General features: G+C 40.2%; 25 protein-coding genes and 5 pseudogenes. 2 read left to right on the top strand and 28 right to left on the bottom strand.

What is annotated here, in order from left to right; all coding sequences use genetic code 11:
- Positions 1 to 13 precede the first annotated feature (13 nt).
- The 12 genes and pseudogenes from rpsP to lepA form a co-directional block, all read right to left on the bottom strand.
- A complete protein-coding gene (gene rpsP / locus RG608_RS09580) occupies positions 14 to 286 on the bottom strand; it encodes a 30S ribosomal protein S16 (RefSeq protein WP_002895310.1) in 273 nt (90 codons plus the stop codon).
- 231 nt (positions 287 to 517) lie between these two features.
- Positions 518 to 1,207: a YjjG family noncanonical pyrimidine nucleotidase gene (locus RG608_RS09575; protein ID WP_002930699.1), complete on the bottom strand. Its 690-nt coding sequence runs from the start codon at positions 1,205 to 1,207 to the stop codon at positions 518 to 520.
- 30 nt (positions 1,208 to 1,237) lie between these two features.
- Positions 1,238 to 1,852 (bottom strand): hypothetical protein, encoded by a 615-nt coding sequence (locus RG608_RS09570; protein WP_002900215.1) that lies wholly within the window; start codon positions 1,850 to 1,852, stop codon positions 1,238 to 1,240.
- A gap of 62 nt (positions 1,853 to 1,914) precedes the next feature.
- Positions 1,915 to 2,267 (bottom strand): annotated as a pseudogene (locus tag RG608_RS09565) (hypothetical protein); the annotation flags it as partial.
- A 283-nt stretch (positions 2,268 to 2,550) separates the two neighbouring features.
- Positions 2,551 to 2,784 (bottom strand): annotated as a pseudogene (locus RG608_RS09560) (ClbS/DfsB family four-helix bundle protein); the annotation flags it as partial.
- A gap of 94 nt (positions 2,785 to 2,878) precedes the next feature.
- Positions 2,879 to 3,793, bottom strand: a complete 915-nt coding sequence (locus RG608_RS09555) for a hypothetical protein (RefSeq protein ID WP_032906582.1) — start codon at positions 3,791 to 3,793, stop codon at positions 2,879 to 2,881.
- 53 nt (positions 3,794 to 3,846) lie between these two features.
- Positions 3,847 to 4,680, bottom strand: a complete 834-nt coding sequence (locus RG608_RS09550) for an AraC family transcriptional regulator (protein WP_002930701.1) — start codon at positions 4,678 to 4,680, stop codon at positions 3,847 to 3,849.
- 197 nt (positions 4,681 to 4,877) lie between these two features.
- A complete protein-coding gene (locus tag RG608_RS09545; protein ID WP_002930703.1) occupies positions 4,878 to 5,372 on the bottom strand; it encodes a YkgJ family cysteine cluster protein in 495 nt (164 codons plus the stop codon).
- 154 nt (positions 5,373 to 5,526) lie between these two features.
- The gene (locus RG608_RS09540) at positions 5,527 to 6,171 is read right to left on the bottom strand and encodes a hypothetical protein (protein WP_080560787.1); all 645 of its coding nucleotides are present in this window, start codon (positions 6,169 to 6,171) and stop codon (positions 5,527 to 5,529) included.
- A 104-nt stretch (positions 6,172 to 6,275) separates the two neighbouring features.
- Positions 6,276 to 7,067, bottom strand: a complete 792-nt coding sequence (gene pnuC / locus RG608_RS09535) for a nicotinamide riboside transporter PnuC (RefSeq protein ID WP_002930705.1) — start codon at positions 7,065 to 7,067, stop codon at positions 6,276 to 6,278.
- Positions 7,068 to 7,514: 447 nt separating this feature from the next.
- Positions 7,515 to 7,661, bottom strand: coding sequence for a hypothetical protein (locus tag RG608_RS09530; RefSeq protein ID WP_002930706.1), 147 nt, complete (start codon positions 7,659 to 7,661; stop codon positions 7,515 to 7,517).
- Positions 7,662 to 8,105: 444 nt separating this feature from the next.
- Positions 8,106 to 9,929, bottom strand: a complete 1,824-nt coding sequence (lepA, locus tag RG608_RS09525) for a translation elongation factor 4 (RefSeq protein WP_308946909.1) — start codon at positions 9,927 to 9,929, stop codon at positions 8,106 to 8,108.
- A gap of 122 nt (positions 9,930 to 10,051) precedes the next feature.
- Here lepA and RG608_RS09520 point away from each other — a divergent pair, with 122 nt between their 5' ends.
- Positions 10,052 to 10,867, top strand: a complete 816-nt coding sequence (locus RG608_RS09520; RefSeq protein WP_002930711.1) for a Cof-type HAD-IIB family hydrolase — start codon at positions 10,052 to 10,054, stop codon at positions 10,865 to 10,867.
- A 76-nt stretch (positions 10,868 to 10,943) separates the two neighbouring features.
- Here the strand turns inward: RG608_RS09520 and RG608_RS09515 are convergent.
- The 6 genes and pseudogenes from RG608_RS09515 to RG608_RS09490 all read right to left on the bottom strand — a co-directional run bounded on the left by RG608_RS09515 (position 10,944) and on the right by RG608_RS09490 (position 16,458).
- Positions 10,944 to 11,310 (bottom strand): annotated as a pseudogene (locus RG608_RS09515) (TIGR02328 family protein).
- A 51-nt stretch (positions 11,311 to 11,361) separates the two neighbouring features.
- Positions 11,362 to 12,456 carry a ferrochelatase gene (gene hemH / locus RG608_RS09510; RefSeq protein ID WP_032906586.1) on the bottom strand — a complete coding sequence of 365 codons (1,095 nt, stop codon included), beginning with the start codon at positions 12,454 to 12,456 and terminating at the stop codon, positions 11,362 to 11,364.
- Between the two features lie 194 nt (positions 12,457 to 12,650).
- Positions 12,651 to 13,934 (bottom strand): glycosyltransferase, encoded by a 1,284-nt coding sequence (locus RG608_RS09505; RefSeq protein WP_002930714.1) that lies wholly within the window; start codon positions 13,932 to 13,934, stop codon positions 12,651 to 12,653.
- Positions 13,903 to 14,550, bottom strand: a complete 648-nt coding sequence (locus tag RG608_RS09500; protein ID WP_268687801.1) for a hypothetical protein — start codon at positions 14,548 to 14,550, stop codon at positions 13,903 to 13,905. The genes RG608_RS09505 and RG608_RS09500 overlap by 32 nt, the downstream gene beginning before the upstream one ends.
- Positions 14,543 to 15,685, bottom strand: a complete 1,143-nt coding sequence (locus RG608_RS09495; protein WP_268687800.1) for a glycosyltransferase — start codon at positions 15,683 to 15,685, stop codon at positions 14,543 to 14,545. Before RG608_RS09495 ends, RG608_RS09500 begins: the two co-directional genes overlap by 8 nt.
- Before the next feature lie 2 nt (positions 15,686 to 15,687).
- Positions 15,688 to 16,458, bottom strand: a complete 771-nt coding sequence (locus RG608_RS09490; protein WP_308946908.1) for an SDR family NAD(P)-dependent oxidoreductase — start codon at positions 16,456 to 16,458, stop codon at positions 15,688 to 15,690.
- A 138-nt stretch (positions 16,459 to 16,596) separates the two neighbouring features.
- Here RG608_RS09490 and pepT point away from each other — a divergent pair, with 138 nt between their 5' ends.
- The gene (gene pepT, locus RG608_RS09485) at positions 16,597 to 17,820 is read left to right on the top strand and encodes a peptidase T (RefSeq protein WP_308946907.1); all 1,224 of its coding nucleotides are present in this window, start codon (positions 16,597 to 16,599) and stop codon (positions 17,818 to 17,820) included.
- 131 nt (positions 17,821 to 17,951) lie between these two features.
- Here the strand turns inward: pepT and RG608_RS09480 are convergent.
- The 10 genes and pseudogenes from RG608_RS09480 to RG608_RS09435 all read right to left on the bottom strand — a co-directional run.
- Positions 17,952 to 18,041, bottom strand: a pseudogene (locus RG608_RS09480) (DUF4299 domain-containing protein); the annotation flags it as partial.
- On the bottom strand, positions 18,038 to 18,505 hold the full coding sequence (locus RG608_RS09475; protein ID WP_268687797.1) for a hypothetical protein: 468 nt from the start codon (positions 18,503 to 18,505) through the stop codon (positions 18,038 to 18,040). The pseudogene RG608_RS09480 and the gene RG608_RS09475, both read right to left, overlap by 4 nt.
- 110 nt (positions 18,506 to 18,615) lie before the next feature.
- Positions 18,616 to 19,503 (bottom strand): NAD glycohydrolase inhibitor, encoded by an 888-nt coding sequence (gene ifs, locus RG608_RS09470; RefSeq protein WP_268687796.1) that lies wholly within the window; start codon positions 19,501 to 19,503, stop codon positions 18,616 to 18,618.
- Positions 19,504 to 19,598: 95 nt separating this feature from the next.
- Positions 19,599 to 19,766, bottom strand: a pseudogene (locus RG608_RS09465) (Imm59 family immunity protein); the annotation flags it as partial.
- A gap of 98 nt (positions 19,767 to 19,864) precedes the next feature.
- Entirely contained in the window at positions 19,865 to 20,266 is a 402-nt protein-coding gene (locus RG608_RS09460) for an Imm63 family immunity protein (protein ID WP_002913501.1), read from the bottom strand.
- A gap of 51 nt (positions 20,267 to 20,317) precedes the next feature.
- Positions 20,318 to 20,740: a hypothetical protein gene (locus RG608_RS09455; RefSeq protein ID WP_268687795.1), complete on the bottom strand. Its 423-nt coding sequence runs from the start codon at positions 20,738 to 20,740 to the stop codon at positions 20,318 to 20,320.
- Between the two features lie 270 nt (positions 20,741 to 21,010).
- A complete protein-coding gene (locus RG608_RS09450) occupies positions 21,011 to 21,679 on the bottom strand; it encodes a DUF6572 domain-containing protein (protein WP_268687794.1) in 669 nt (222 codons plus the stop codon).
- A gap of 84 nt (positions 21,680 to 21,763) precedes the next feature.
- Positions 21,764 to 22,192 (bottom strand): hypothetical protein, encoded by a 429-nt coding sequence (locus RG608_RS09445; RefSeq protein WP_268687793.1) that lies wholly within the window; start codon positions 22,190 to 22,192, stop codon positions 21,764 to 21,766.
- A 47-nt stretch (positions 22,193 to 22,239) separates the two neighbouring features.
- Positions 22,240 to 22,407 (bottom strand): hypothetical protein, encoded by a 168-nt coding sequence (locus tag RG608_RS09440; RefSeq protein WP_268687792.1) that lies wholly within the window; start codon positions 22,405 to 22,407, stop codon positions 22,240 to 22,242.
- Positions 22,407 to 22,637 carry a hypothetical protein gene (locus tag RG608_RS09435; protein WP_268687791.1) on the bottom strand — a complete coding sequence of 77 codons (231 nt, stop codon included), beginning with the start codon at positions 22,635 to 22,637 and terminating at the stop codon, positions 22,407 to 22,409. The genes RG608_RS09440 and RG608_RS09435 overlap by 1 nt, the downstream gene beginning before the upstream one ends.
- Positions 22,638 to 22,898: the final 261 nt, after the last annotated feature.

Genomic DNA, 22,898 nt, shown 5'->3' with positions numbered 1-22,898 from the left:
ACCTACGCTTCTATTATTTAGAGTATTTTGAATCGTGGAATTTCTTCAATACACCTTCTTTTGAAAGGATGTTGCGTACAGTATCAGAAGGTTGTGCACCATTACCCAACCACTCAAGGATACGGTCTTCCTTCAAAGTCACTTGGTTTTCAGCTACAAGTGGGTTGTAAGTACCAACTGTTTCGATGAAACGTCCGTCACGAGGTGAACGTGAGTCTGCAACATTGATACGGTAGAAAGGTTTTTTCTTAGAACCCATACGAGTCAAACGGATTTTTACTGCCATTATTAAGGTCTCTTTTCTTTATTTTTTTCTTTTGGTGAAATAGCAGAGCTATTAAGCACATGTTCTATTATAGCAGATTAAAAGCAGCTGTCAAGTTTTTTTCTTGACAGAGTTAAAATTTCTTTAGATTAGTCTTTTTTACTTAAAAGCACAATGCGTTTTTACTAGCTTGCTTGATAAAAATATATTTAAGAGAAAACAAGACAAGGATTTTTTTCATTTGCAGTCTCCTTATGGAACCAATAGTCTGATAATGTCGTCATAAGAATAAGCGGTATAGGTCAGTTGAAAAAGACTTTCATTTTCTAGCTGCTTGGGATTGTACCAGATAGAGTCCAATCCAGCATTATTAGCGCCAGCAATATCAGCTGTCAAGGAGTCTCCAATCATCAAAGTCTGATACAGGTCAAAATCTGGTATCTGCTCTGCTATTTTTTCATAAAATAAAGCTTCGGGCTTCTGAGTTCCCATCTTTTCCGAGATAAAAATATGGTTAAAATAGGGTGAAATGTCGGAATTGGCCATGCGGCCAGTCTGAATAGCTGTGATGCCATTAGTCGCTCCGTAAATTTCATAATCAGCTGCTGTCAGACTGTCCAAAAGCTCGCTAGCACCAGCGTAGGTTTGGCCTTGCTGAGCAATATGCTGCTGATAAAGGAAGGCTAACTCGGCACCATCCTTCTCAATGCCAAAATGGGCAAAAAGTCGAGAAAAGCGAGTATTGACCAGCTCCGGCTTGGTGATTTTCCCCTGCTCCAGTTCCCGCCAAAGCCCCTTGTTCATGGGAATATAATAGTCTTTGTAGGTCTGAATCTCCGTTACGCCCTGCTCCTCCAAAAAATGAGTCAAGGCAATGTCTTCTGCCGTATCAAAATCCAGCAGCGTATGGTCAAGGTCGAAAAGTAGAAATTTGTAGGACATTAAATTTCCTTTCTAAGTGAGAAAAAGTCGCTAATATTTATTTGGGAAATATTCTTTTCCCAACTGCCATAAATACTGATCAATCTCTTTTAGATTAAATTCTTCTAAATCGTAGTATTCTCTAAAAGCAATAATTATATTTTTAAATTTTTGATAATCTTTTAGATCTGCATTCTTAAATTTGGAAAATTTATCTGTTTTTCTAAAATATTTTAATACCTTTTCTACATAGCTATCATAAATAGGGTATTCTTTAGGATTATGATGAGAACAGTATTTGGTAGAAAAAGAATAGAACTTTCTAGTTACTCCATTAATAGCAACATTTTGAATTTCATTGACTAAAGTTGCATCACCTTGTCTCAACCTCTCATCAATTTTAAGACTCAGTATATGCTCTGCAACTGGATAAACTGAAAAAATATTTGTGCTATAAAAATCATTTAATGTAGCAACCTTTAATAAAATATCAGAAATTTCTTCGTTCCTTGGTAATAGCTCAAAAAACAATTTATCTAAAGCATCTTCTTGCAACTTATAATTTTTAAGATTATTCCACGATTTCAAGTATTTTTCAACTTCAATAGCTGACGGTCTAGAAATAACAATATCTGATTTCTGTTTTCTATCGTAGTTTATTTGCATATCTATCTCACTTCTAGTAGTTATTCATAAAATTCGATAGATTAATTATATCATATTACAAAACGAATCAGTGTAGCTAAGATAGCCACTTGGAAACTCTGTGTATTCCAGACAATAAAAGGAAAAACTGAAATAAGTAAAACAAGGTCTAGTATTCTGAAACCACCATAAAGTTTGGGGACACTTCCACTTCCAAACTGGGGATTCGACAGTCTTCTAATCAAAATTGCCCAATAAAATGAACCTTGAAGCAAAATAAATATCAGTAAAGACAAAGGATAGAGAATGGTTACTAGACTATTCAAATCAGCAAGCAGATTTTTCAAAAGGATAGGCCGGCTGTGAACTCTCCCAAACAGAGGGACACCAACTCTTTTCTAACTTTCTCTTTTTGTATTTTCATCATCTCACCCATCTATCTATCATCCTAAATCAGAAAAAAACCATTCGAACCAGTTTATAGTCAACACTTCTCAGAATCAAAACATTCTAAGCATCGAACAGATCAATAGCTTCGATATAAATGTGCTCTAAACTTAGAATCACATCAAAATAAATGTTTTAGTGCTATTCTAAGTCTATGACAGCCTTAAATTTTAATTTTTGAAGGATTCTAAAGCTAGAATAGCTTAAAAATCACGAGAATGAAACTATGCGAAGCTTAGAAGAACATTTTCTAAACTTCATACGCACTTTAGCTAATGGCGCTCACAGTTTTTCTGATGAGCTTTGAGTTTTTTACTAGCCCAATCATATTGACTGGAGGTTCTACTGACAAAGCAGGAGCCTAAACTTGTCCCACCCGTCCACTTATAAACACCTTTTGTAAACAATTCGTCATTGGTAAATCTTTCAGCTAAGCCTACAAGCTCTTTATACGTTTGCTCAAGTAGTCTAGTCGCTTCTTCTAAAGACGTTTGAGGTGTTTTCTTACTTCATTATACCATAATCAAAAAGCAGTTATTCATTTTTGAACAACTGCTTTTACTGGTTAATTTTTAAAGTTTAGGAGCATCGTTAGTCTTGTTAATTTACATATAAATCTCTAAAGCGTCGGTCCAATTCTGCTATCTGATAGAGCAAGCGGGATAGTTCTTGGTAATCTTCTTTTAAACACGAAAGGTGGGCTTGACCAAATAGAGTAGCCAATTCCTCTTTTAATCTTGCCCCTTTGGGTTCATGGTCTTTTAAGAATTTACTGAGATAGAGATTTCGAACAGCAGCAAGTTTAAAGCTGAAATACTGATGCAATTGTTTTTGCTCCGTATTTAAGCCGTTTTCAGCAACTGCTTTTGCATAACATTCCAAAACATTACTTTGTCCATCCAGATATCTGGCCCTCATAATCTTTGCTGTTTCTTGATAGATTTCACACTGACTAGGACTTTTGACCTTCCTAAAATTTCCCCACATGGAGAAAGAACCTCTTTTATAGTCGATATTTTTAGCTTCCCAGGCTTTCGAAAATTCTGAGAAAGTCATTTTCATACAAGCAAAGCCTGCTGAATCATGGAAATAGATAAACTCATCATCTAGATCATAAACCGAAACAAAATGGTCCACCCCATACAAATGGATATGATTGGGGTTATAAGTCAGATACCCCATGTCCAAAGGGCCAAGAACAACTGGTCCGCTGAGCAAGAACTTGCTTAGCATTTCTCTGATAGAGAGAAGATTCACAGCATTTGAATCCTTTATATAGTATTCATCATAGATAAAGCCCAGAATGTCTAAAGAATGGCTGATAGAACTATCTGGCATCCCATTATCAAAGAAGACTAAGGGGTGTTTTTCATCTTCCTTTACAATACTAGCGCCATTTCCCATCACCATAATGGCTTCCAAAAACTCAGAGCGAACATCATAACCATACGAATGTAGCGCCATCGCAAGTGAATATGTATAACAAAGAGAAACGTCCCCAAAATATATCTGCATAGCATCATCCTCCTCTGTAATCAACGCCTAAAAAATGACTTGCAATCACCATTTTATTTCACCACTGGAATCCAGAGTTCCATTTGATAGTCTGGAGAAGACATGTCTCCCTCGGTGTAAACTTCAAAATCTGGTGCTCCTGAGTGGCGATAGCCAGTTTCTGGAAAAAAGACTTCCAAAACATATTTCCAAGCATGGTGGATGCTTGTTGGTATCGCACCCTTGACTGGTACGATAGCATATTCAGCTTCTGCGATTTCTTTGATTGACAGACCTAGTTCTTCTGCTTTGGCTTTATCCTTCACATCATAGGCAGCCATATAGTTGATAATTTCGCCTTCTTTGACATCCGAGCAGACACCAAAGGATTGGTCACTGCCCAGACTTTCTAGGCTTTCAAAGCTGTGATTTGCATAGAGCTGCTCCCATGCAGACGGGCACTGGCTATTGTCAATAGCTTCCAATAGGACGCCTGCTACGGTAAAAGCAGGTTTCTTTTGAATCTTGATATCCATGTTCTTTCCTCCTGTAATCTTTAAAGATAATTGAAGTCTAGGAAAGATCCGATAAGGTTTTCCATTTCGAACTTCTGAGGGAGTCGCACCATGGAATTTCTTGAAGGCTGCGCTGAAGGCATCCGCAGACTCATAGCCATATTTCAGTGCTATATCAATGACTTTCTCAGAGCTTTCCCGCAAGTCTGTCACAGCTTCTGACAACCTGCGATTGCGTAGATATTCTGCTAAAGTCATATCTGCTAGAATAGAAAAGAGCCTGCTAAAGAGAGCATAAGAATAGCCTGACAGCTGCTGGAATTGCTGCAAGTCCACTTCTGCGTCCAACTTGCTTTCTAGATATTCCATGGTTCGATTGAATTGATGCATCATATTCTTTTTCACCTCACAAAAGATACTAAGGCCGTTAAAAGCAAAGTGAAAATAGGAAAAATGACGGAGGGGCTCCTGCTCCGAGAAAATTTCATCCTTCTCACACAGCTTTTAAGCCGTCTTCAATTCTAACTATAGTCTAACAGATATAAGATACTTCCGCCCTAGAATTTTTGTACAAGATTTAGAGGGGGATTCTACAACCTATCCCGCAACTTCTCCACAAAGAGATAAGCCGCAGGACAGGTCAGGGTATTTTTGATTGTCAGATGATTAATCTGATGAATCTTCTTGCGGTCTGTGTGAGGGAACTCACGGCAGGCCTTGGGACGGACATCGTAGATTGAGCAGAGATTGTCTCCACCTAAAAAAGGACAAGGCATCGCCTTGAAAACCTTGTCACCGTCTTCGTCCACCTGCAGAAACTCCTCTTCAAAAGCCGGCAGCTTCATCTTGAAAAACTTGGCAATGCGGACAATGTCGGCTTCCTTAAAGTCTGGCCCCAGAGTCTTACAGCAATTGGCGCAGGCTGTACAGTCAATCTCCTCAAAGACCTCATCATGGATTTGCTGGGCAATTTTATCGAGGTTTTTTGGTGGCTTTTTCTTGAGATTTGTTAAAAATTTTCGATGCTCTTTCTGTTTCTGCAGAGCTAGTTGATGGTATTTTTCAAGGTCGATTTCTTGAGTCATATATTTTTCTTTCTGTATTCAAATTGTTTTTATTATATCATAAAATGAGCGCTCTTAAATGTTGTCAAACCCCAAAAACATGACATATTCCACCTCACAAAAAAATCTGAGAACGAGTCCCAGATTTGCTTTTTATAAACTTAGAGAGTTATCATCAAATGCTTGTTCCGCCGTCCTTGCTGACGCTCCAAGTTTCTTCGATATAAGGGATAAACTCATACAGAGTATCTTCATCGCCTTCAAAGGACATCATATAGACCTTATCGCCTTGTTTGAAGACCCAAACCGTTAGATTTTGAGTGGATTTTAAAATAACATTAATCTGAAAGGCTTCATTTCCAGCTACGGTACTCTTTGCACCCCAAAAATCATCGACTTCCTTATTATCCTTCCAGTGGTAGGCAATCCGTTGGGCAATGGTTTCAGCGTTGAATTCTTCCCCTTCTCCAATATTGGCTTTTTCTTTTGTATAAGCATTCATCGTGACAATGTTATAACCACTTCCATCCGTATACTGGACGCTGTCGCCACCATCTACGTCTGTAAACTTAATCCAATTATCAGGAATACTAATATAGCCATAATCATCAGAGCCGACGCGCATAGTACCAGTTGTCTTTGACGAATCTTTTTCTCTACGACTGCTACTGCTTGTATCGCTGTCATCTCTCAGGGAAACCCGACTGGAAGAATCAGATGGTTTACGACTGCTATAGCTCCTGATAAGACTACAAGAGGACAGAAAGAGACCTGCTAAGATAGTCAGGGAAAGCAGAAAGTACTTCTTTTTCATGGTCATTCCTTCCTAAATCTAATAAATTTTACCAATACTAGTTTACCATATTTTTAGGACGAAAGGAAAGAGAGACATTGTCACATCCGATTTCTTTTCCGTTTATAGGACTATGCTTTTTTAGCGGCCTTATTCCACTGGTACCATCCGACCAAACTGTTGATTAAATAGATCAAATATTTCCCTTGAATCTGAAGACTTTCACCCCACCAGAGGTAGATAGAAAAAACATTGGTCGCTGCCCAGAAAATCCACTGTTCACGATAAACAGCCGTCATCAGGATTTGCCCTACACCATTTGTCGCATCTGTGATTGAATCACGATAAGGACGATTGGCACCCACAGACTGATAAATCAAGCCAAAGACCAACCACCAAAGCACACTGAGTGATAGATATTTTGTCCATCCTTTGGCATCTAGCTTACGAGCAACAAACTCTTGCTTTTCTTTTTTGAACTGACCTTGATAAATCCACACCAAGAGGCCAATTGGCTGCATGATGGTAAAGTAAAGAGTCGTCAAGACCTCGCCATAGAAGCCTTTCTGCAAAGCCAAAATCAAGTAAATCACAGAATTGATCAAACCAAAGAGGTAATTGCTAGCCCGTCCTTCAGAAACGAAGATCACACAGATAATCCCAGTCAGACTGCAAATCATCCCCGTCCAATCCACGATGCGATGTTCATATATCAGCTCCAGCCAGAGCGGAAAACTCCCTAGAATCAAGAGGTAAACCCATTGACCTAGACTGCGATGAGCAAACAAATCGTCCCAGATAAGCTTCAAGGTACCAGAAAAGCCGAGCTTCTTCATGCTAGTCACCATGCGTTTGTAGCCACCAGACATTTCAGAAAGCGTCAGCTTCATGTTTGCGATTTTCTTTTGGATATAAGTATTCATTCTTTCTCCTTTTGTTTTTTAAGAGCCGTGTCTAATTGACTTACGGATGCAACGCTCTACTATTTTTGAACACGCACAAGATTTCTCTTATGTAATATTCACATTTTATCATATCCCTATTTCAGAAAATGTCAAGTAAAATCCAAAAAAGATTTCCTAACGTTCGGATTTTAAGAAAAGACCTACAAGTTTTTGTAGGTCTTTTCACTTGAATTTAGTAGTAGTCGAATATTTTTTCTGATTTGTCACTATCTTTTTGTGAAGCATAATAGATGCATCATTAAAATTTGACGATTTATGATTGCTATAATTTTCATTAGAGTATAAGTAACAAGAGATAAAGCTACCAAGACTATCAGGAAAGCTAGAAGACATTTTTGAGACTAGGGCATTTCATAGCTGAAAATGCAAAATAATGAGCAAACTAGTTTCAAATAATTATCAACTCTAACAGGAAATTACTAGAACTATTGCGATAAGAACAAAACCAATAATGGAAAAGATTATTATTAGCAACTTAAAGATTCTATCATGGCTAGCATAACGTTCTACAAAGGCTTTTTCAGGCTTCTCAGGATTATAATAAACCGTCATGGCCGAGCCTTTTGGAAATATTTCTCTTAACTGTAAATTATTTCCAGCACCAAGAATATATTTCCTGTCAAAGACACCCTTTTGCTCTTTCTTCCTAGGAGTTTCTACATAATAAGGATATTCAATTTTTTTCTGTATATTGTCCCATTCACGAGATATTCTACAACAGGCAAAGGGATAGCCATTTCATTACGGTTGTCATAATCAACCACAAGACCTTCAATTTTAGAAGTACATTTTTTCTGAATATTCTTCTCCCGTCGATAGAATAGGTATAAAACCAAATTTGTAAGACCAATAAAGAAAATTATGGCTATTATCAAGATAATCGGTTTATCCAAGATTTGCCTCAGTCTCCTATTTCCAAGCTCAGGTGAATAACATCAACTGAAATTTTCTTCTCTTTTATAATTCAGGGCTCAGGCGAATAAAGTTCATCGGACTTTATTCCTCATCCATACTCAGGACGCTGAGGAAGGCTTCTTGTGGAACTTCGACAGATCCGATAGCTTTCATCCGTTTTTTACCGGCTTTTTGTTTTTCTAGGAGTTTGCGCTTCCGAGAAACGTCACCACCATAACACTTGGCCAAGACATTCTTACGCAGAGCCTTGATGTCTGTCCGAGCCACGATTTTCTGACCAATAGCAGCCTGAATGGGTACTTCAAATTGCTGACGAGGAATGATTTTCTTGAGCTTGTCTACAATCAGCTTACCACGCTCATAGGCAAATTCCTTGTGAACGATAAAGCTGAGAGCATCGACCTTGTCGCCATTAAGGAGAATATCCATCTTCACCAGCTTGGACGAGCGATACTCAGAGATTCCATAGTCAAAGCTAGCATAGCCTCGAGTAGAGGACTTGAGCTTATCAAAGAAGTCAAAGACGATTTCAGCAAGCGGAATTTGATAGATGACATTGACCCGATTATCATCAATATAGTCCATGGTCACAAAGTCACCGCGCTTGCGCTGGGCCAGCTCCATCACCGCTCCGACAAATTCCTGGGGCACCATAATCTGCGCCTTGACATAAGGCTCCTCGATGGAATCAATCTTGGTCGGGTCCGGAAACTCGCTCGGATTGGACACATCAAGGGAGGCACCATCTGTCATATTGACCTTATAGATAACAGACGGAGCCGTCATAATCAGATCAATATTAAACTCGCGCTCCAAACGCTCCTGAATGACGTCCATGTGCAGTAAGCCCAGGAATCCACAACGGAACCCAAATCCTAATGCCTGTGATGTTTCTGGCTCAAACTGCAGACTGGCATCGTTTAGCTGGAGCTTTTCAAGGGCCTCACGCAGGTCGTTGTATTTATTGGACTCGATAGGATAGAGACCAGCGAAGACCATAGGATTCATCTGCTTGTAGCCAGCTAATGGCTCAGCAGCTGGATTGTCCGCCAAGGTCACTGTATCTCCGACCCGAGTGTCCTGTACCGTCTTGATAGAGGCTGCGATATAGCCAACATCCCCAGTAGCCAAGAAATCACGACCAATGGCTTTGGGAGTAAAGATGCCGACCTCAGTCACGTCAAAGGTCTTACCATTGCTCATGAGCTGAATGGTATCTCCTGGCTTGACCACACCATCCATAACCCGCACTTGCAGGATTACCCCACGATAGGCATCATAAACTGAGTCAAAAATCAAGGCTTTTAGCGGTGCTTCTACACTTCCAGTCGGAGCTGGAACTTTCTCCACAATCTGCTCTAAAATTTCCTCAATTCCGATACCAGCCTTGGCAGAAGCCAATACGGCTTCGCTAGCATCCAGTCCAATCACGTCTTCAATTTCTGCCCGCACCCGCTCTGGATCCGCAGCTGGCAGGTCAATCTTATTGATGACTGGCAGGATTTCCAAGTCATTATCCAGCGCTAGATAAACATTAGCCAAGGTCTGAGCCTCAATCCCCTGAGCCGCATCCACAACCAAAATAGCCCCTTCGCAGGCCGCTAACGACCGCGATACCTCATAGGTAAAGTCCACGTGTCCCGGCGTGTCAATCAAGTGGAAGATATAGGTTTCACCGTCCTTGGCGGTATAATTGAGCTCGATAGCATTGAGCTTAATGGTGATGCCGCGCTCCCGCTCCAAGTCCATGCTGTCCAAGAGTTGGGCCTGCATTTCCCGACTGGAAACCGTCTCAGTCGCCTCCAAAATCCGGTCAGCCAAGGTTGATTTCCCGTGGTCAATGTGAGCAATGATGGAGAAATTGCGGATCTTCTCCTGACGTTTTTTCAAATCTTCTAAATTCATTTTTCTCATCCTTTTAGGGTATTCTATTTATTATAACACAAGACCAGTGATTTTTCCTATAGGCTCGGACTTTCTCTATAAATTATGCTATACTAGTCAGAGAATAATTTTGGAGACACTTTATGATTAAAATTCTTGCACTTGATATGGACGGCACCTTGCTCAACAGCAAAAAAGAAATTCCCCAGGCTCACATCGAAGCTCTGCACCGAGCTATTGAAAAAGGAGTCAAATTGGTTCTTTGCACAGGTCGTCCCTTGGTCGGTGTCAAGCCATACTATGACAAGCTGGGCCTGGCACAAGAAAACGAATATGTCATCGTGGACAATGGCTGTGCTACTCATCAGACCAGCGACTGGAGTCTGGTGGACTGGCAAGAGCTGAGCGGTCAGGATATTCGCTATCTCTACAGCCTGTCTGAAAATAGCCCTGTCCAGCTGACTCTCTTTGATGAAGAGCATTATTTCGTCGTCGGAGAAAAAGCTAGTTCCTATGTCGTGAATGATGCTAGCTTAGTATTCACCACTCCAACCGAGATTAGCCTAGAAGGAGCTTGCAGTGGTCAACACAGAATGTTCCAAGCTATGTTTTTAGGCAGCCAAGAGCAGGTAGATGCTTTTGAAGCTGACTTTGGCCAAGAAATCTGCCAGCGTTTCAGCGGTGTTCGCTCTCAGCCAGTCATTTACGAGGCCATGCCAGCCGGTGTGACCAAAGCCTTTGCCCTAGAGCGATTAGCTAAACAATTGGACGTCAGGCCTCAAGAAATCATGGCAATCGGCGATGCCAACAACGACATCGAGATGCTGGAATATGCAGGTCTCGGTGTTGCTATGGGTAATGCTTCAGACTATGTCAAAAACCTAGCCGATGCCGTCACAGACAGCTGTGAAGAAAATGGGGTCGCTACAGCTATTGAAAAGTTTATTTTGAACTCATAAAAGTCAAAAAGGAAGAGCATTGTCTCTTCCTTTTTGTTCTATAACCTTAATACTATGCCGTCTTGGCACTTGGAAATCAGGAAATATCTATTCCCTTCTCCTTAAGATTTTCCAAGCATTCTTGCAGATAGGCTGCGTCATGCTCAGGATAAATGGGATGTTCGAGCTCCTCAGCTGGCAACTCCTGATAAGGCGAGCAGGTCTTGCCACGGTAGTCCTTATCCAGCCAAAGGGGATCCGGCTGATAGCCCCGTCGTTGCATCTCCTCCATAATCAGCAGGTGATAAGCATACAGGCGATAAGGGCTGTGCTTAAAAACATAGTTGACCGTCGCATGTGGCTTGCCCCACCCTCGTCCACGCAAGGCTGCACACTCTCGGTGCTGGCCTAAAAGCTGCTGGCGCGGAAGTTTTTTCAATCAAATCTTGATGCCAAAGTCTCACGGTTTTCTCCTTCTAGAATAATCTTATAAAATCATCAACGAATATGAACAATCAACTCTTGGGCAGCTTTCCTGCTTTCTCCAGCATTTTCTTGACAAAATACGGCATCTTAACATTCTCGCGCCCTTTTTTCTCAATCAGTTTCTTGACGAAATCTGGCATTTTCAGCTCTTCATCCTCTGCAAGAATCTGGCTGCTCTCCTCCGACGGCTGCAATTCATCGAAGGTTTCTTCTTCTGGAAAACATTCTTTGAATGGTTCATGCTCATGGCGACGGATAGTTTGAATCAGAGCCTCAATTAAACGGTCATCTGCATTGGGCATAGGCGGTCTATGATAGGCAACATCCAAATCTTCGCAAAGTTCCTTGCACTCCACGTCATTGTCAAAAAGGACCTCTATATGCTCACTGATAAAGCTAATCGGCACAAAAATATAATGCTGCGGATGTGTTTCTTGCTGACGCATGTAGTCCAGCACGTCAGGTTTGATCCAAGGGAGCCCAATGTCACTCTCACTCTGCCAAACGTTGAGATAATCCTCTTCTGTCAAACCCAACCTGTCAGCAATCAAACGGGCATTGTCATAGATCTGATCAATGTAAGGATCTCCGAAATCCAAGGCCAGAATAGGCACACTGTGGGCTGAAAAGAAAATCTTGAAGGTCTCTTCTCTAACCTCTTCTGTAAGAATCTTTCTCAGCTCCTCTGCCCAATAATCAAGGATAGCTTCTTCCTGATACCATTCCTTAATGATATTAAAGCGGATGGAATCACTCTGGATGAACTTCTCATAACCCATGACAGAATAGTAAGAAAAATGAGGCTCTAGGATCAAACAGATACATTCCTCAATACCATCCTCTTCCATCTGCTTAATCACATCAGGAATAAAAGGACATGAGAATTTATTGGCAAAATAAACCGCATACTCGCCAGCCAAACGCTGACGAACCTTTTCCACCTCTTCTAGACTGATACGCTGCAGAGGCGTTCCACCGATGAGGACATAGTTATCATAGAGGGTCTGAATTTCATGGTCTTGCGGCCTGACACCGCGGCGAATATTGGTAAAAAATTCAGCCACTCCCTCAAAGCTAATCTCCTCTGGCGAGCCAAAAGTCATCATTAGAATTGCTTTCTTCATCATCTTTCCTCTTCAGTCACTCCGAGAAAGCCAAGCTGGCTTTCCAACGACTTTCTTGTAATCACTTTCATTTTAACATCTTAAAAAAGACTTGAATAGATCAAAAACCTATTCCTTGAAAAGAATAGGGAAATTTAATAATTCAGATATTTTAATATTGGAGGTATGCTTTAATGGTTTGTTGAGTTTTCCAGTTATAAATCAACCTTAAGCAGCCGCCCTAGCTCTTGATAGAGAATCTCTGTAGGCTGATATTCTTTGCTTTGCTGGGCAAGAGTTTTCAACTGAGACCAGTCCGCGCGATTCGTCAATTCTTTAAAAAGCCGCAGCACTTCTGCATCATTCTTTCTGCGAGAAACCAACCCCACCTGAGCCAGCTCAGCACGAACGGCATTGTCAAACTGGTCATAATCCTGCGGCAAAATGAGACTGGGAATCTCGTACTCAATACAGGCCATCATGATACCCGTCCCTGCGTGGTGAATGGCAAAATCTATCTTGTCCAAAATATCTGTATAGGGCAGATAATCAAAGAGCAGCAGGTTTTCAGCAAGTCTCTTCGGAGCATTTCCCAAGCCACTAGCTTCACCCAAGGTGACATAAAAGAGATAATCTGGGTAGAGTTGGCTTAGCTTTTTCGCCCGCTCCACCATACGCTCCTTCTCCCATTTCAAATGCGTACCGCAAGTCACTAAAACCCGCTTCTTTTCGGTCTCAAAATAAGACTCATGAGCTACAGGCAGGCGATCAAAGGACAGGCATTTGTAACCAACCCAGCGAAGCTGCTTAGGAAAATCATCTCGAAACTCCAGCTCTTTCATGCCCAAAGCCAAGATAGAGTATGGCGAATAAATAGCTTCTGTACCATCTTCCCGATAGAGTTTAAAATCTTGATAGTCTCCCAAACTCTTCCGGACTAAAGCAAAGGCCATTTTCTTTCCACAACGAATAGCTTGCCTGCCTAAGGCATCTCTGAATTTGTACAAGACACCCTGATGAGGTTTCCATCCTCCCAAATAGGTCGGAGTTGTCGTCCGGCACTCAATAGCAACCGGACTCGGAATCGTTGTTATCCAGGGAATGCCAAAGCGATCAGAAATCAGGCTCGCTGGCGAAGCAACAAAGTCCGCTATGACCAAATCCGGTTTGCCGCCCTCTTTCCAAATTCGATTTAATTCGTCTATAACTTCTGGAATTAGTCTAGAATTGGCTCGAAACTGCTGATAGGTAATCAGGGGATTGCTTTGTTGCGGGGTGTTGGCGATGTCCTCCATCACTGTCGGTCTTTCTGGAAAGAGAGCCAGACAGTCAAAACCGATTTCCTCTACTAACTCTTTCTTTTGACAGCCAGTGATAACCCGAATCTGAAAACGCGGATCCGCTAGCAGAGGCTTGACTAAGGTCAAAGTAGGCAGCAAATGCCCACTAAATGGCACACTAATCACATCAATCTTTATCACTTTTTCTAATCCAGTCATAAACTAATCCTTTCACATCTTCCCTGTATTCATAATCAAAATGGTTGCTATCCACCATCACATCAGCTGGATGGCCATCTAAAAATCTGCTGTAAATATCCTTCCTGCCCTTGATGACCAGCAAGTCAATATCCTTGCGATTTAGAATCCTCCGTGAAACAGGCCCCAGCGCAATCACTCTCAGTCTGTACGGCAGATTTTCCTCACCCAAGCCCTCTAGCCACTGGGTCAGCATATTGAGTCCCGAGCTTTTGCAGATAATGACAGGCTCCTCTGCATCCAGTAAAGGAGACAAGTGACGCTGCAAAGCCTCCTGAAAGCGAGAATTGTAGAGAGTATGCCAATAGTAACGGATATTGGAAATAGAAGCTGTCAACAAGGAAACTTGGGTTTGCCGCTCATGCTCAAATCTCTGATTAAAGGGAAAATTACTAGCAACCACTGAAAAATCCGGTGGACAAATCTGCTCAAGAAACTCAAGCTGTCCTGCAGTCAGACTAGCGCTCTCCAAATGACTGCTGCCACTGAGAAAAAGCAAGACTTTGCTAGATTTTAACATGGTTTGGTCTGGCGACAGAGCATCCAACTTAGCCAAGTACTGCTTCATCTTACTCATAGCGAATTTTCCCATCCGTCACTCGAATCTTCCTTCCCCGCCAATTAATCAGAGGCGGACTAAGCAAGACATAGAGGAAAAGCAAAGGCAAGACTAGGTCAGTCAGTACCTCATAAAACACCTCATCCAGATACGGCCAGCCGGATAGAATGTGACGACGATAAGCCAGCATCCAAACCGCCTTGACCAAGAGCAAAAGCAAAGCCAGCAGCACAAAAGGCCAGCCAAGAAAGAAACTAATGAGCAAGGCAGGAAGGGGCAGGAAACTAGGCAGAGCAATTAAAATAACAACTTTCCAGTCCAAGTGCTCCTTCAGATAGATAGAGCTAAAAAGCAGCCAACGCTTCATCTGCAGTAAATATTGCTTGGCATCCTTGATAGTAGTCCGAACATTACAGGTCACCCGCGTCTGGATAATCTCCACTCCCTTGCTGCGCAGAAAATCCGCTACAGCCAAATCATCACATAGATAGTCTTTAATAGCACTGAAAAGCTTCTGCTCTCTAGACAATTCAAGTGGCAGAATGTAGAACATGCCATTAATCGAGTGATTAGCTTTGACTTCTGCCATGGTAAAATAGGTAATGAAAGAATTTCCATTGACAAAAGCTGCCACTAGCTTGGACCAGAAATTGCTTCGCTCCTGATTATAGGGAATGCCGGTCAAAATAACATTCTCACCTAGATAATCTGTCAACTCCCCCATTTTTGAAAAATCAATGACGCTGTCGTCGTCGAGAACAATCAGATAAGGCCGGGTCAGCTCATCTATAATCTGCTCAATCTTATAACTCTTAGGATTAATCCCCTGAGGGACATCCTCCATGAGAAAAACGCGAATGCGCTGGGCATAAGAGGGATTTCGACAAATCTTATCAGCCACTCGCTGAGCTTCTGGATCAGACTGATCAATCAGCCAATAAAACTCAACCGCTTCTGTCTGCTGGATATTGGCTAATAAATCATTTTCCAAACGAGGGTCACCAGATAGGATGGGCTGAACCACCGTATAAAGCTCCTCTTGAAAGACTGATGTGCTGCTCTGCCCTTTTTTCAAATAAGTCAAAGACAAGAGCCAACGCAAGATAAAGAGAAGCAGGTAAGCAGCAGTCAGCAGGAAAAAAATAAGTTTCATGATTAAAGCCCCTTTCGTAGATAAGCACCAATCAAACGGATAATCCATCTTTGCGGAAGTAGCTTCATGAGCCAAGCCAGTAGTCGATATCTCTTGCCAACTATAGCATAGGAACGGCCTTGATGAAGCAGTCTGATAATGTGTCGTGCTGCTATCTCCGGGCTCATCTGCAACTGACTTCCACCTAAAGCATCCTGTAGCTCTGGAGGAAAGATAGCAGTCTGAACCGGTCCTAGTATGTAAAGGCAGACTTTCACTTCAGAGCCTTTGAGGCGCAGCTCTTCTTGCAAGGCTAGACAGTAAGTCTGCAAAGCGGCCTTGCTAGAGCTGTAAGCCGCCAGATAAGGATGGGGACAAAGGGCTGCCAGAGAGGAAAGTTGGACTAGCCTTATCTTGCGATTGCGATCCGCAACCTGCTTCATCAGTCGAACCGCCGCTTGGTAATTAACCTGCCAGATGGCATTATCATCTGCTTCCGAAAGAGATAGCGCTGGTCCAAAATTAGCCAGACCGCAGCAATTAATCACTAGATCTGCCTCTAGCTGCTGAGCAAAGTCGTCCACAGCAGCCGCATCCAGCAAATCCAAAACTCTGTAGGAAAGCTTGGCCTGAACTCCAGACAGGTCCTCTTGCAGCTGAGTGAGCTTAGCTTCATCTCTGCCGACTAAGACTAGCTGGTCTGTCCTTTGAGCCAGTTCTTTAGCCAACTGACGACCTATACCTCCCGAAGCCCCCAAAATCACCGCTTTGCTGATTGTTTTTTCCATTTGCATAGATATAGTTTACCAGATTTTGACAAGATATAAAACTAATTGCTAGATTTTACCTTTGCCCTAAAGAAACGAAAAACATTTCTCACTCTCCCCTGAATATGCTAAAATAGATTTAAATGAAATGAAAAAGGAGCATTTATGAAATATCCTAATCTTTTAGAGCGTTTCCTGACTTATGTCAAGGTCAACACGCGCTCAGACGAGACATCTACTACTACTCCCAGCACCCAGAGTCAGATGGACTTTGCCAAAAATGTCCTTATACCTGAAATGAAGCGGGTCGGCTTGGAAAATGTCTACTACCTGCCCAACGGCTTTGCGATTGGAACTCTGCCAGCCAACGACCCTAGCTTTACTCGCAAAATTGGCTTTATTTCCCACATGGATACGGCGGATTTCAACGCAGAAAACATCCAGCCGCAGGTCATCGAGAATTATGATGGCGGTGTGATTCCGCTGGGGCAATCTGGCTTCAACTTAGATCCTGCGGACTTCGCCAGTCTCCATAAATACAAGGGCCAAACCCTAATTACGACTGACGGAACCACTCTTTTGGGAGCAGACGACAAGTCCGGCATTGCTGAAATCATGACGGCTATCGAATACCTATCTGCCCATCCAGAAATCAAGCGCGGAGAAATCCGAGTTGGCTTTGGTCCAGATGAAGAAATCGGTATCGGTGCTGATAAGTTTGACGCTGAGGACTTCGATGTGGACTTTGCCTACACAGTAGACGGCGGACCGCTAGGCGAGTTACAATATGAAACCTTTAGCGCTGCTGGAGCAGAACTGACCTTCCAAGGCCGTAATGTCCATCCAGGAACTGCCAAAGACCAGATGGTCAATGCTCTGCAATTGGCTATTGACTTCCACAACCAGCTGCCAGAAGCCGACCGACCAGAGAAGACTGAGGGCTACCAAGGCTTCTACCACCTGATGAACCTGACCGGTACAGTCGAAGAAGCCTATGCTAGCTACATTGTCCGCGACTTTGAGACAGAGGCTTTTGAAAATCGCAAAGCTGCTATGCGGACCATTGCTGAAAAGATGAATCAAGAACTGGGCAGCGAGCCCGTTATCCTGACTCTCAAGGACCAGTATTACAACATGAAGCAGGTCATTGAAAAGGACATGACACCTATCCATATCGCCAAAGCAGTCATGGAAAGTCTGGACATCCAGCCTATTATCGAGCCTATCCGTGGCGGAACTGATGGCTCTAAAATTTCCTTTATGGGCATCCCGACCCCTAACCTCTTTGCCGGCGGCGAAAACATGCACGGCCGCTTCGAATATGTCAGCCTAGAAACCATGGAACGCGCTGTTGATACCATCATCGGCATTGTTACCTATCAAGAGTAAAAAAAGAAACCACAGAAGTTCACGAGGAATTTCTGTGGTTTTTTCTCACTCCGGCAATTCTATCTTAAAGCTCATATCTGTAGGTTGCAACACTTTCTGAACAGCTGCGAGAAAGGCCAAACCGTTGTCAGAACGCTGTAATATTCAAAAAGTTCAGCTTGAAGCACCTCACCAATCCTTAGTGATTGGTTGCTTTTTATTGTAAAATTAACTGATTTCATATTTTTCTCCTTCGGTCTACTGGCAAATCCTTTCTACGACGTAGAATCGTTACTTCGCTGACAGGGATTTTTCCTGATGCATACATAGTCTGGCCATATTTCTCATCCAATAATTCCGCATCATCAGCTAAATTGTTTTCAATTAGAAATTCTTTATCAAAAACCAGGAGTCGCACATAAGAATCGGGTGCTGTAAAATCATCATCCCCATGCTTGTGACCAGCAATTGTAAATTCATGTTCTTTATACAAAACACGATCATAAACCGAATACCTCTGACTAACCTCACTATAAGGCACAAGCTTCCCATATAGACCTTCTCCTTCACCATCTACATAGGAACTATAGGGGAAATAGCCTTCTTTCAACATTGCCGGATCTTCTGAAAGAAGAATATAGTCATTTATATAATTCACAAAATTAGAGTATACTTTGTTTTGGTAAACTAGATATTCTTTATCCATTTTATCCCTCCACGTATTCCATTATACCACACAAAAATTTATTGACAGAATGATGTACAAAATGAATAAAAAAAGAAGACAAATGCCTCCTCTATATTTCGCTAGTTTTTTCACTCAGGTAATTCTACCTTCAAGCTCATATCTGTGGGTTGTAACACTTTCTGAACAGCTACGAGGAAGGCTAAGCCATTATCAGATGGGGAATACTGGAATGTGATATGAATAACTTTTTTATCAAAGTTATCTCCATATCGCTCTACATACTGCTTACTTTCGAGGAAGTAGATATAGTTGTTGAGTTTTTCTTGAAGTTTCAACAAGTGTTCTTCTTCCAGAGACTCTATCCATTTGTTTTCATCAATCAACAACAACTCTAGATGGTCATCAGAGATACCCATCGCATCAATACTTGTAACGTCTAGTTCAATTTTCTCAACTGTTTTAATGGAACCTACTACCTTTGGTGGATTGTAGTATTTTTCCTTGAATTCCTTAAGGATCTTCTCTACCTTTTCTACATCACACTGTCTGTATAATGGACTACGGTCTAATACATTACAGAGTCTTTCATAGGTATAAGTACGTTTCTGCTCATCTGATAATTTTGAAATACTTTCTATAATATTTCTTACCAATTCATCCGTCTCAATGACAAAGGGAAGATTAGAATATTCAGTTAAAAACCAATTTTGAATAGAAATATAATCAGTCACCTTATCTAATTTGACTAGGTCAACCGATAAGCTAAAATCTTTTAAAATATCAAAAGTTCTTCTCACTATATCCCTATCACCTTCTGCATACAGAGGGAATAAGCAATATTCTATTAATACACTAATATCTGTACTATTCACTTCATAAGAATCCCGTTCTCGTATACGATATTTTGCATCTGTGCCTAAAAAGGCTTCTTCCTCTTTCCCTTCGTCCATCACATTACGATAAAAATTAATAAAAGATTGATAATCTTTAGGCTCTGGTATTTCATATATTTTCATTTATTCACTCCATTGGTTAATTCAACCCAATTCTAGATAATTACTCGGTCGATTTGTTGAACGATAATGTTAAATCTTTGTAATTGTAAAAATAACTAAACATGCTTTCCATTAAAGCTTCCACTATCCATTGTTCCGTATATAAAATATAAATTTTCTACTTGATTATATTCAATGACGACTTCCCATTCTCCAGGTTTTTCCTCTGAAAATATTGAATATCTTAAACTTGAATAACCTAATTTCTCAATTTCTTTTAGAAGATCCTGTTTCTGTAATTATAAATTACTCATTATTTTATCCCCACATAGAACATCTCCTACTTTTATATACTCTAAAATTCTTTATTTTTCCCTTCAATTTAATTTATGTCTATTTCCTTCCTTCTTCTCTCTCCATACTTAGGATTAATTATACTAAATAATCGAATTTGTTCTTCTTGAAGAAGGCTATTATAACGTTCAAAATCTCCATTAGCATTAGTCCATGCATTCTTTGATGCTATTCTAGTAACATATGATTGCAAAAGATAATAAAGAATATCTTCCTTATTATCAAATTTTTTCTCAGAATTTATTTTGCCACGTTCGACACCAACAATGTAGTAATGATCGCCCTCTAAATAAATAGTACGTCCTTCCGGTAAGAATAGAGATGGTTTTTCTTCTGTAAATAAATCCGACTGATTAAGATTTGTCTCCCCTATTTTTAATAGCAATTCCATTAATTCTTGCTTTAACTGCATTATTTTTACCTCATTCAAATTGGATAACATCTTCCCATTGTAGTCTTGTTGGTTTCATTTATACATTCCTTACTTAAGTGGTGATACATAATCATCTGGAAGTTTGCCTCTCCAGTCAATCCACATTTGCTCAGCAATTGGAATTAATCTTTCAAGCTCTTCCTGAGTAAATAACTCTCTAGTTTCAGGTAAATCAATTAATGATGTAGGACTCTCTTCTATAAATCGTTTCTCACTAGCTTTCTTTTCTTCTTCTGTCGGTGGCCAACAATCGTTTTGAACCTTCCAAGATATTTCAAGTAGAGTCCGTTCTCCACTCTCTAGTAAGGTAAATAATTCTTGTGGTAACTCATAGACTACTAACCAAGAAGCCACAGTTCCCTCTTCTGAAACTAAATAATATTTATCCTTATTTTTCCAGATAGATTTCCCATATCCTTCAATTTCCTCAAACTGGATGACATCTTCCCATTCTAGTTTTGTTGGTTTCATTTGTATTCTCCTAGTGCAAGTTCTACTCTCAACATAAAACATCATAAATCAGGCTTCTATTTCTCTTCCTCAATAGGCTACGCCATCTTTTATCCATTTTTTAGTTTCTAAATCCAAATTAAAATAGAAATCTGTTCGACTTTTCCGACACATCAAAAGGTACTAATCGGAAATTTTACCTTTGCTTATTATAACATATTGGGACTTAGGTGGTGCTGAAAAAACAAAGTGCTCTAAAAAAGAGAAGATGATTGTCTCCTCTATATTTCGCTAGTCTTTTCGCTCCGGCAATTCTATCTTCAAAATCATATCCGTATTCTGTAATATCTTCTGAACAGCTGCTAGAAAGGCTAGTCCATTATCCGATGGAGAATACTGGAATGTGATATGGATGACTTTTTTATTAAAGCTATCGCCGTATCGTGCCACATACTGCTTGCTTTCGAGGAAGTAGATATAGTTGTTGATTTTTTCCTGCAAAATTTCCAGATGGACTGCTTCTATTTCTTCCTCCCAGCCAACTGAATCCACCAGAAGAAGCTCTAAATGACTATTAACTATACCAATAGCGTCAAGCTCAGTTGGCTTGAGTTCTGAAGAGATGGCTTGAGTGGCGAGTTGTCTAAATTCTTCAGGAGAAAATATTTTTTTATTATCAGATAAATCATTAAAAATTAAATCGGGATTATTTCGTATAAAAATTTTGTCCGACTCTTCTTGTGTATACTGTTTTTTAGATTTCCAAAAACCATATTGCGCATAAGTCATCAACTCTTTGCCAGTATGTTCTCCCGACATGTAACTATCTGCAGCTTCTTTGGGAATTTCTCTAATCACTTCTGGGCTGGTAATATTAAAAGTTGGATAACGCAAGAAATACTTATCACCATCTTGACAAATTTCCAACATATCTTTTTGACTTACATAAATTGATTCCATTCTTATCTCCTTTGGCTTTTACCAAATATCTACTAATTGTTTATTCCCTATTTATTGGCTGTTCTTATGATGTAATCCACCTTACTATAAAGGCCAGTGCCCTGTTTCAGCATAAATCATAACTTCATATGCTCCCCTAGAAGATTCAAATGCTCTATCAATCAGTTCTTTAGAAATAGGATAGCGAACTTCTGGACCCATGGCTCCACCAATTTCTTTAAAGAAGCTAATTTCGTAATACCCGTCTGTCTCATATACAATAAATCCATCGCCTCTATGTACAATCGTATCCGATTGATTATAAACTTCTAACTCATCTTTCTTTGGCCAACGATGATTTTCACAATAAAACATTACTTCTAAAGAATCTTTTTCTGATTTTGAAACACGTTCTGCTAATTGCTGACTAATGGGAAAGTTAAGCACTTCTTTCCCTCTACTCCACAGAATCTGATAATCATTGTTGTTTTTTAATATCGTACAATTTTTGTATTGCTGAATTTCTGTTGTCATACAAACACCTATTCAAATACCTTTATTATTAGTTAAATTAAAATACTCTAAACTTCTGCCCTTTCAGCAACCAAATCGTCAATGTTTTCAGGATTATTTTTGATATCTTTCTCTCGAACGAATTGCACCAAATCCTTCAAGCATTCTAAAATCATATCTAGATGAAAACCCTGCTTACTGACTTTTTGACTTATTTCATCTAAGGTATTATCCATCAATTTTGTTTTTTTAATTCTTTCTCCAATTGTTTTAAGACTACTAAAATCTCACTTTTATGATCCATAGTTTCATCTACAAATCGTCTCGCTAAACTAAAAAAACTAATTTGATCGATATTTTCTTCTAGTTCTATATGTTCAGTTAAGTTGTAGATATCCTGTATGATTCCAGGATATAATTTCTGACTCGGATATTCTAAGTCAATTAAATCTTGTAATTTATCCATATATTTCATGTATTTATTTTTCATAATTAAAATCTTATTTTATTAACTAAAGAAAATTTTTGAATCCCCTTTTGCTCATATTGTTCGATTTCTTGAATTCTCTCTTCAGAATCCTGAATAGCTTTCTGAAAATGTATCTCTTAATTCCATGTATATTTTCTTTCTTTATTCGCATCTAGATAATAGCCTTGCTGAGAAACCTTTCTCTTTATTAGATATAGCATATCACTAATGTAGAAAGAAATAAAACTTCCTCCCCTT

This window comes from Streptococcus sp. IsoGale022, assembly GCF_031142805.1.
Classification (GTDB): domain Bacteria; phylum Bacillota; class Bacilli; order Lactobacillales; family Streptococcaceae; genus Streptococcus; species Streptococcus sanguinis_A.
Note: the sequence above shows the minus strand (reverse complement) of the source record. Positions and strands in the feature narration are given on the sequence as shown.

What these genes read in the sequence shown, in the direction of transcription:
- RG608_RS09530 (WP_002930706.1), bottom strand. Translation starts at nt 7,661, where the DNA reads ATGACGGTTTATTATAATCCTGAGAAGCCTGAAAAAGCCTTTGTAGAA.
- RG608_RS09555 (WP_032906582.1), bottom strand. Translation starts at nt 3,793, where the DNA reads ATGCAGATATATTTTGGGGACGTTTCTCTTTGTTATACATATTCACTT.
- hemH (WP_032906586.1), bottom strand. Translation starts at nt 12,456, where the DNA reads ATGAAGAAAGCAATTCTAATGATGACTTTTGGCTCGCCAGAGGAGATT.
- lepA (WP_308946909.1), bottom strand. Translation starts at nt 9,929, where the DNA reads ATGAATTTAGAAGATTTGAAAAAACGTCAGGAGAAGATCCGCAATTTC.
- RG608_RS09550 (WP_002930701.1), bottom strand. Translation starts at nt 4,680, where the DNA reads ATGATGCATCAATTCAATCGAACCATGGAATATCTAGAAAGCAAGTTG.
- RG608_RS09545 (WP_002930703.1), bottom strand. Translation starts at nt 5,372, where the DNA reads ATGACTCAAGAAATCGACCTTGAAAAATACCATCAACTAGCTCTGCAG.
- RG608_RS09520 (WP_002930711.1), top strand. Translation starts at nt 10,052, where the DNA reads ATGATTAAAATTCTTGCACTTGATATGGACGGCACCTTGCTCAACAGC.
- RG608_RS09455 (WP_268687795.1), bottom strand. Translation starts at nt 20,740, where the DNA reads ATGAAACCAACAAAACTAGAATGGGAAGATGTCATCCAGTTTGAGGAA.
- RG608_RS09450 (WP_268687794.1), bottom strand. Translation starts at nt 21,679, where the DNA reads ATGGAATCAATTTATGTAAGTCAAAAAGATATGTTGGAAATTTGTCAA.
- RG608_RS09495 (WP_268687800.1), bottom strand. Translation starts at nt 15,685, where the DNA reads ATGAAACTTATTTTTTTCCTGCTGACTGCTGCTTACCTGCTTCTCTTT.
- RG608_RS09500 (WP_268687801.1), bottom strand. Translation starts at nt 14,550, where the DNA reads ATGAGTAAGATGAAGCAGTACTTGGCTAAGTTGGATGCTCTGTCGCCA.
- RG608_RS09435 (WP_268687791.1), bottom strand. Translation starts at nt 22,637, where the DNA reads ATGGATAAATTACAAGATTTAATTGACTTAGAATATCCGAGTCAGAAA.
- RG608_RS09570 (WP_002900215.1), bottom strand. Translation starts at nt 1,852, where the DNA reads ATGCAAATAAACTACGATAGAAAACAGAAATCAGATATTGTTATTTCT.
- RG608_RS09440 (WP_268687792.1), bottom strand. Translation starts at nt 22,407, where the DNA reads ATGGATAATACCTTAGATGAAATAAGTCAAAAAGTCAGTAAGCAGGGT.
- RG608_RS09445 (WP_268687793.1), bottom strand. Translation starts at nt 22,192, where the DNA reads ATGACAACAGAAATTCAGCAATACAAAAATTGTACGATATTAAAAAAC.
- RG608_RS09575 (WP_002930699.1), bottom strand. Translation starts at nt 1,207, where the DNA reads ATGTCCTACAAATTTCTACTTTTCGACCTTGACCATACGCTGCTGGAT.
- RG608_RS09490 (WP_308946908.1), bottom strand. Translation starts at nt 16,458, where the DNA reads ATGCAAATGGAAAAAACAATCAGCAAAGCGGTGATTTTGGGGGCTTCG.
- pnuC (WP_002930705.1), bottom strand. Translation starts at nt 7,067, where the DNA reads ATGAATACTTATATCCAAAAGAAAATCGCAAACATGAAGCTGACGCTT.
- RG608_RS09540 (WP_080560787.1), bottom strand. Translation starts at nt 6,171, where the DNA reads ATGACCATGAAAAAGAAGTACTTTCTGCTTTCCCTGACTATCTTAGCA.
- rpsP (WP_002895310.1), bottom strand. Translation starts at nt 286, where the DNA reads ATGGCAGTAAAAATCCGTTTGACTCGTATGGGTTCTAAGAAAAAACCT.
- RG608_RS09505 (WP_002930714.1), bottom strand. Translation starts at nt 13,934, where the DNA reads ATGACTGGATTAGAAAAAGTGATAAAGATTGATGTGATTAGTGTGCCA.
- pepT (WP_308946907.1), top strand. Translation starts at nt 16,597, where the DNA reads ATGAAATATCCTAATCTTTTAGAGCGTTTCCTGACTTATGTCAAGGTC.
- ifs (WP_268687796.1), bottom strand. Translation starts at nt 19,503, where the DNA reads ATGAAAATATATGAAATACCAGAGCCTAAAGATTATCAATCTTTTATT.
- RG608_RS09475 (WP_268687797.1), bottom strand. Translation starts at nt 18,505, where the DNA reads ATGGATAAAGAATATCTAGTTTACCAAAACAAAGTATACTCTAATTTT.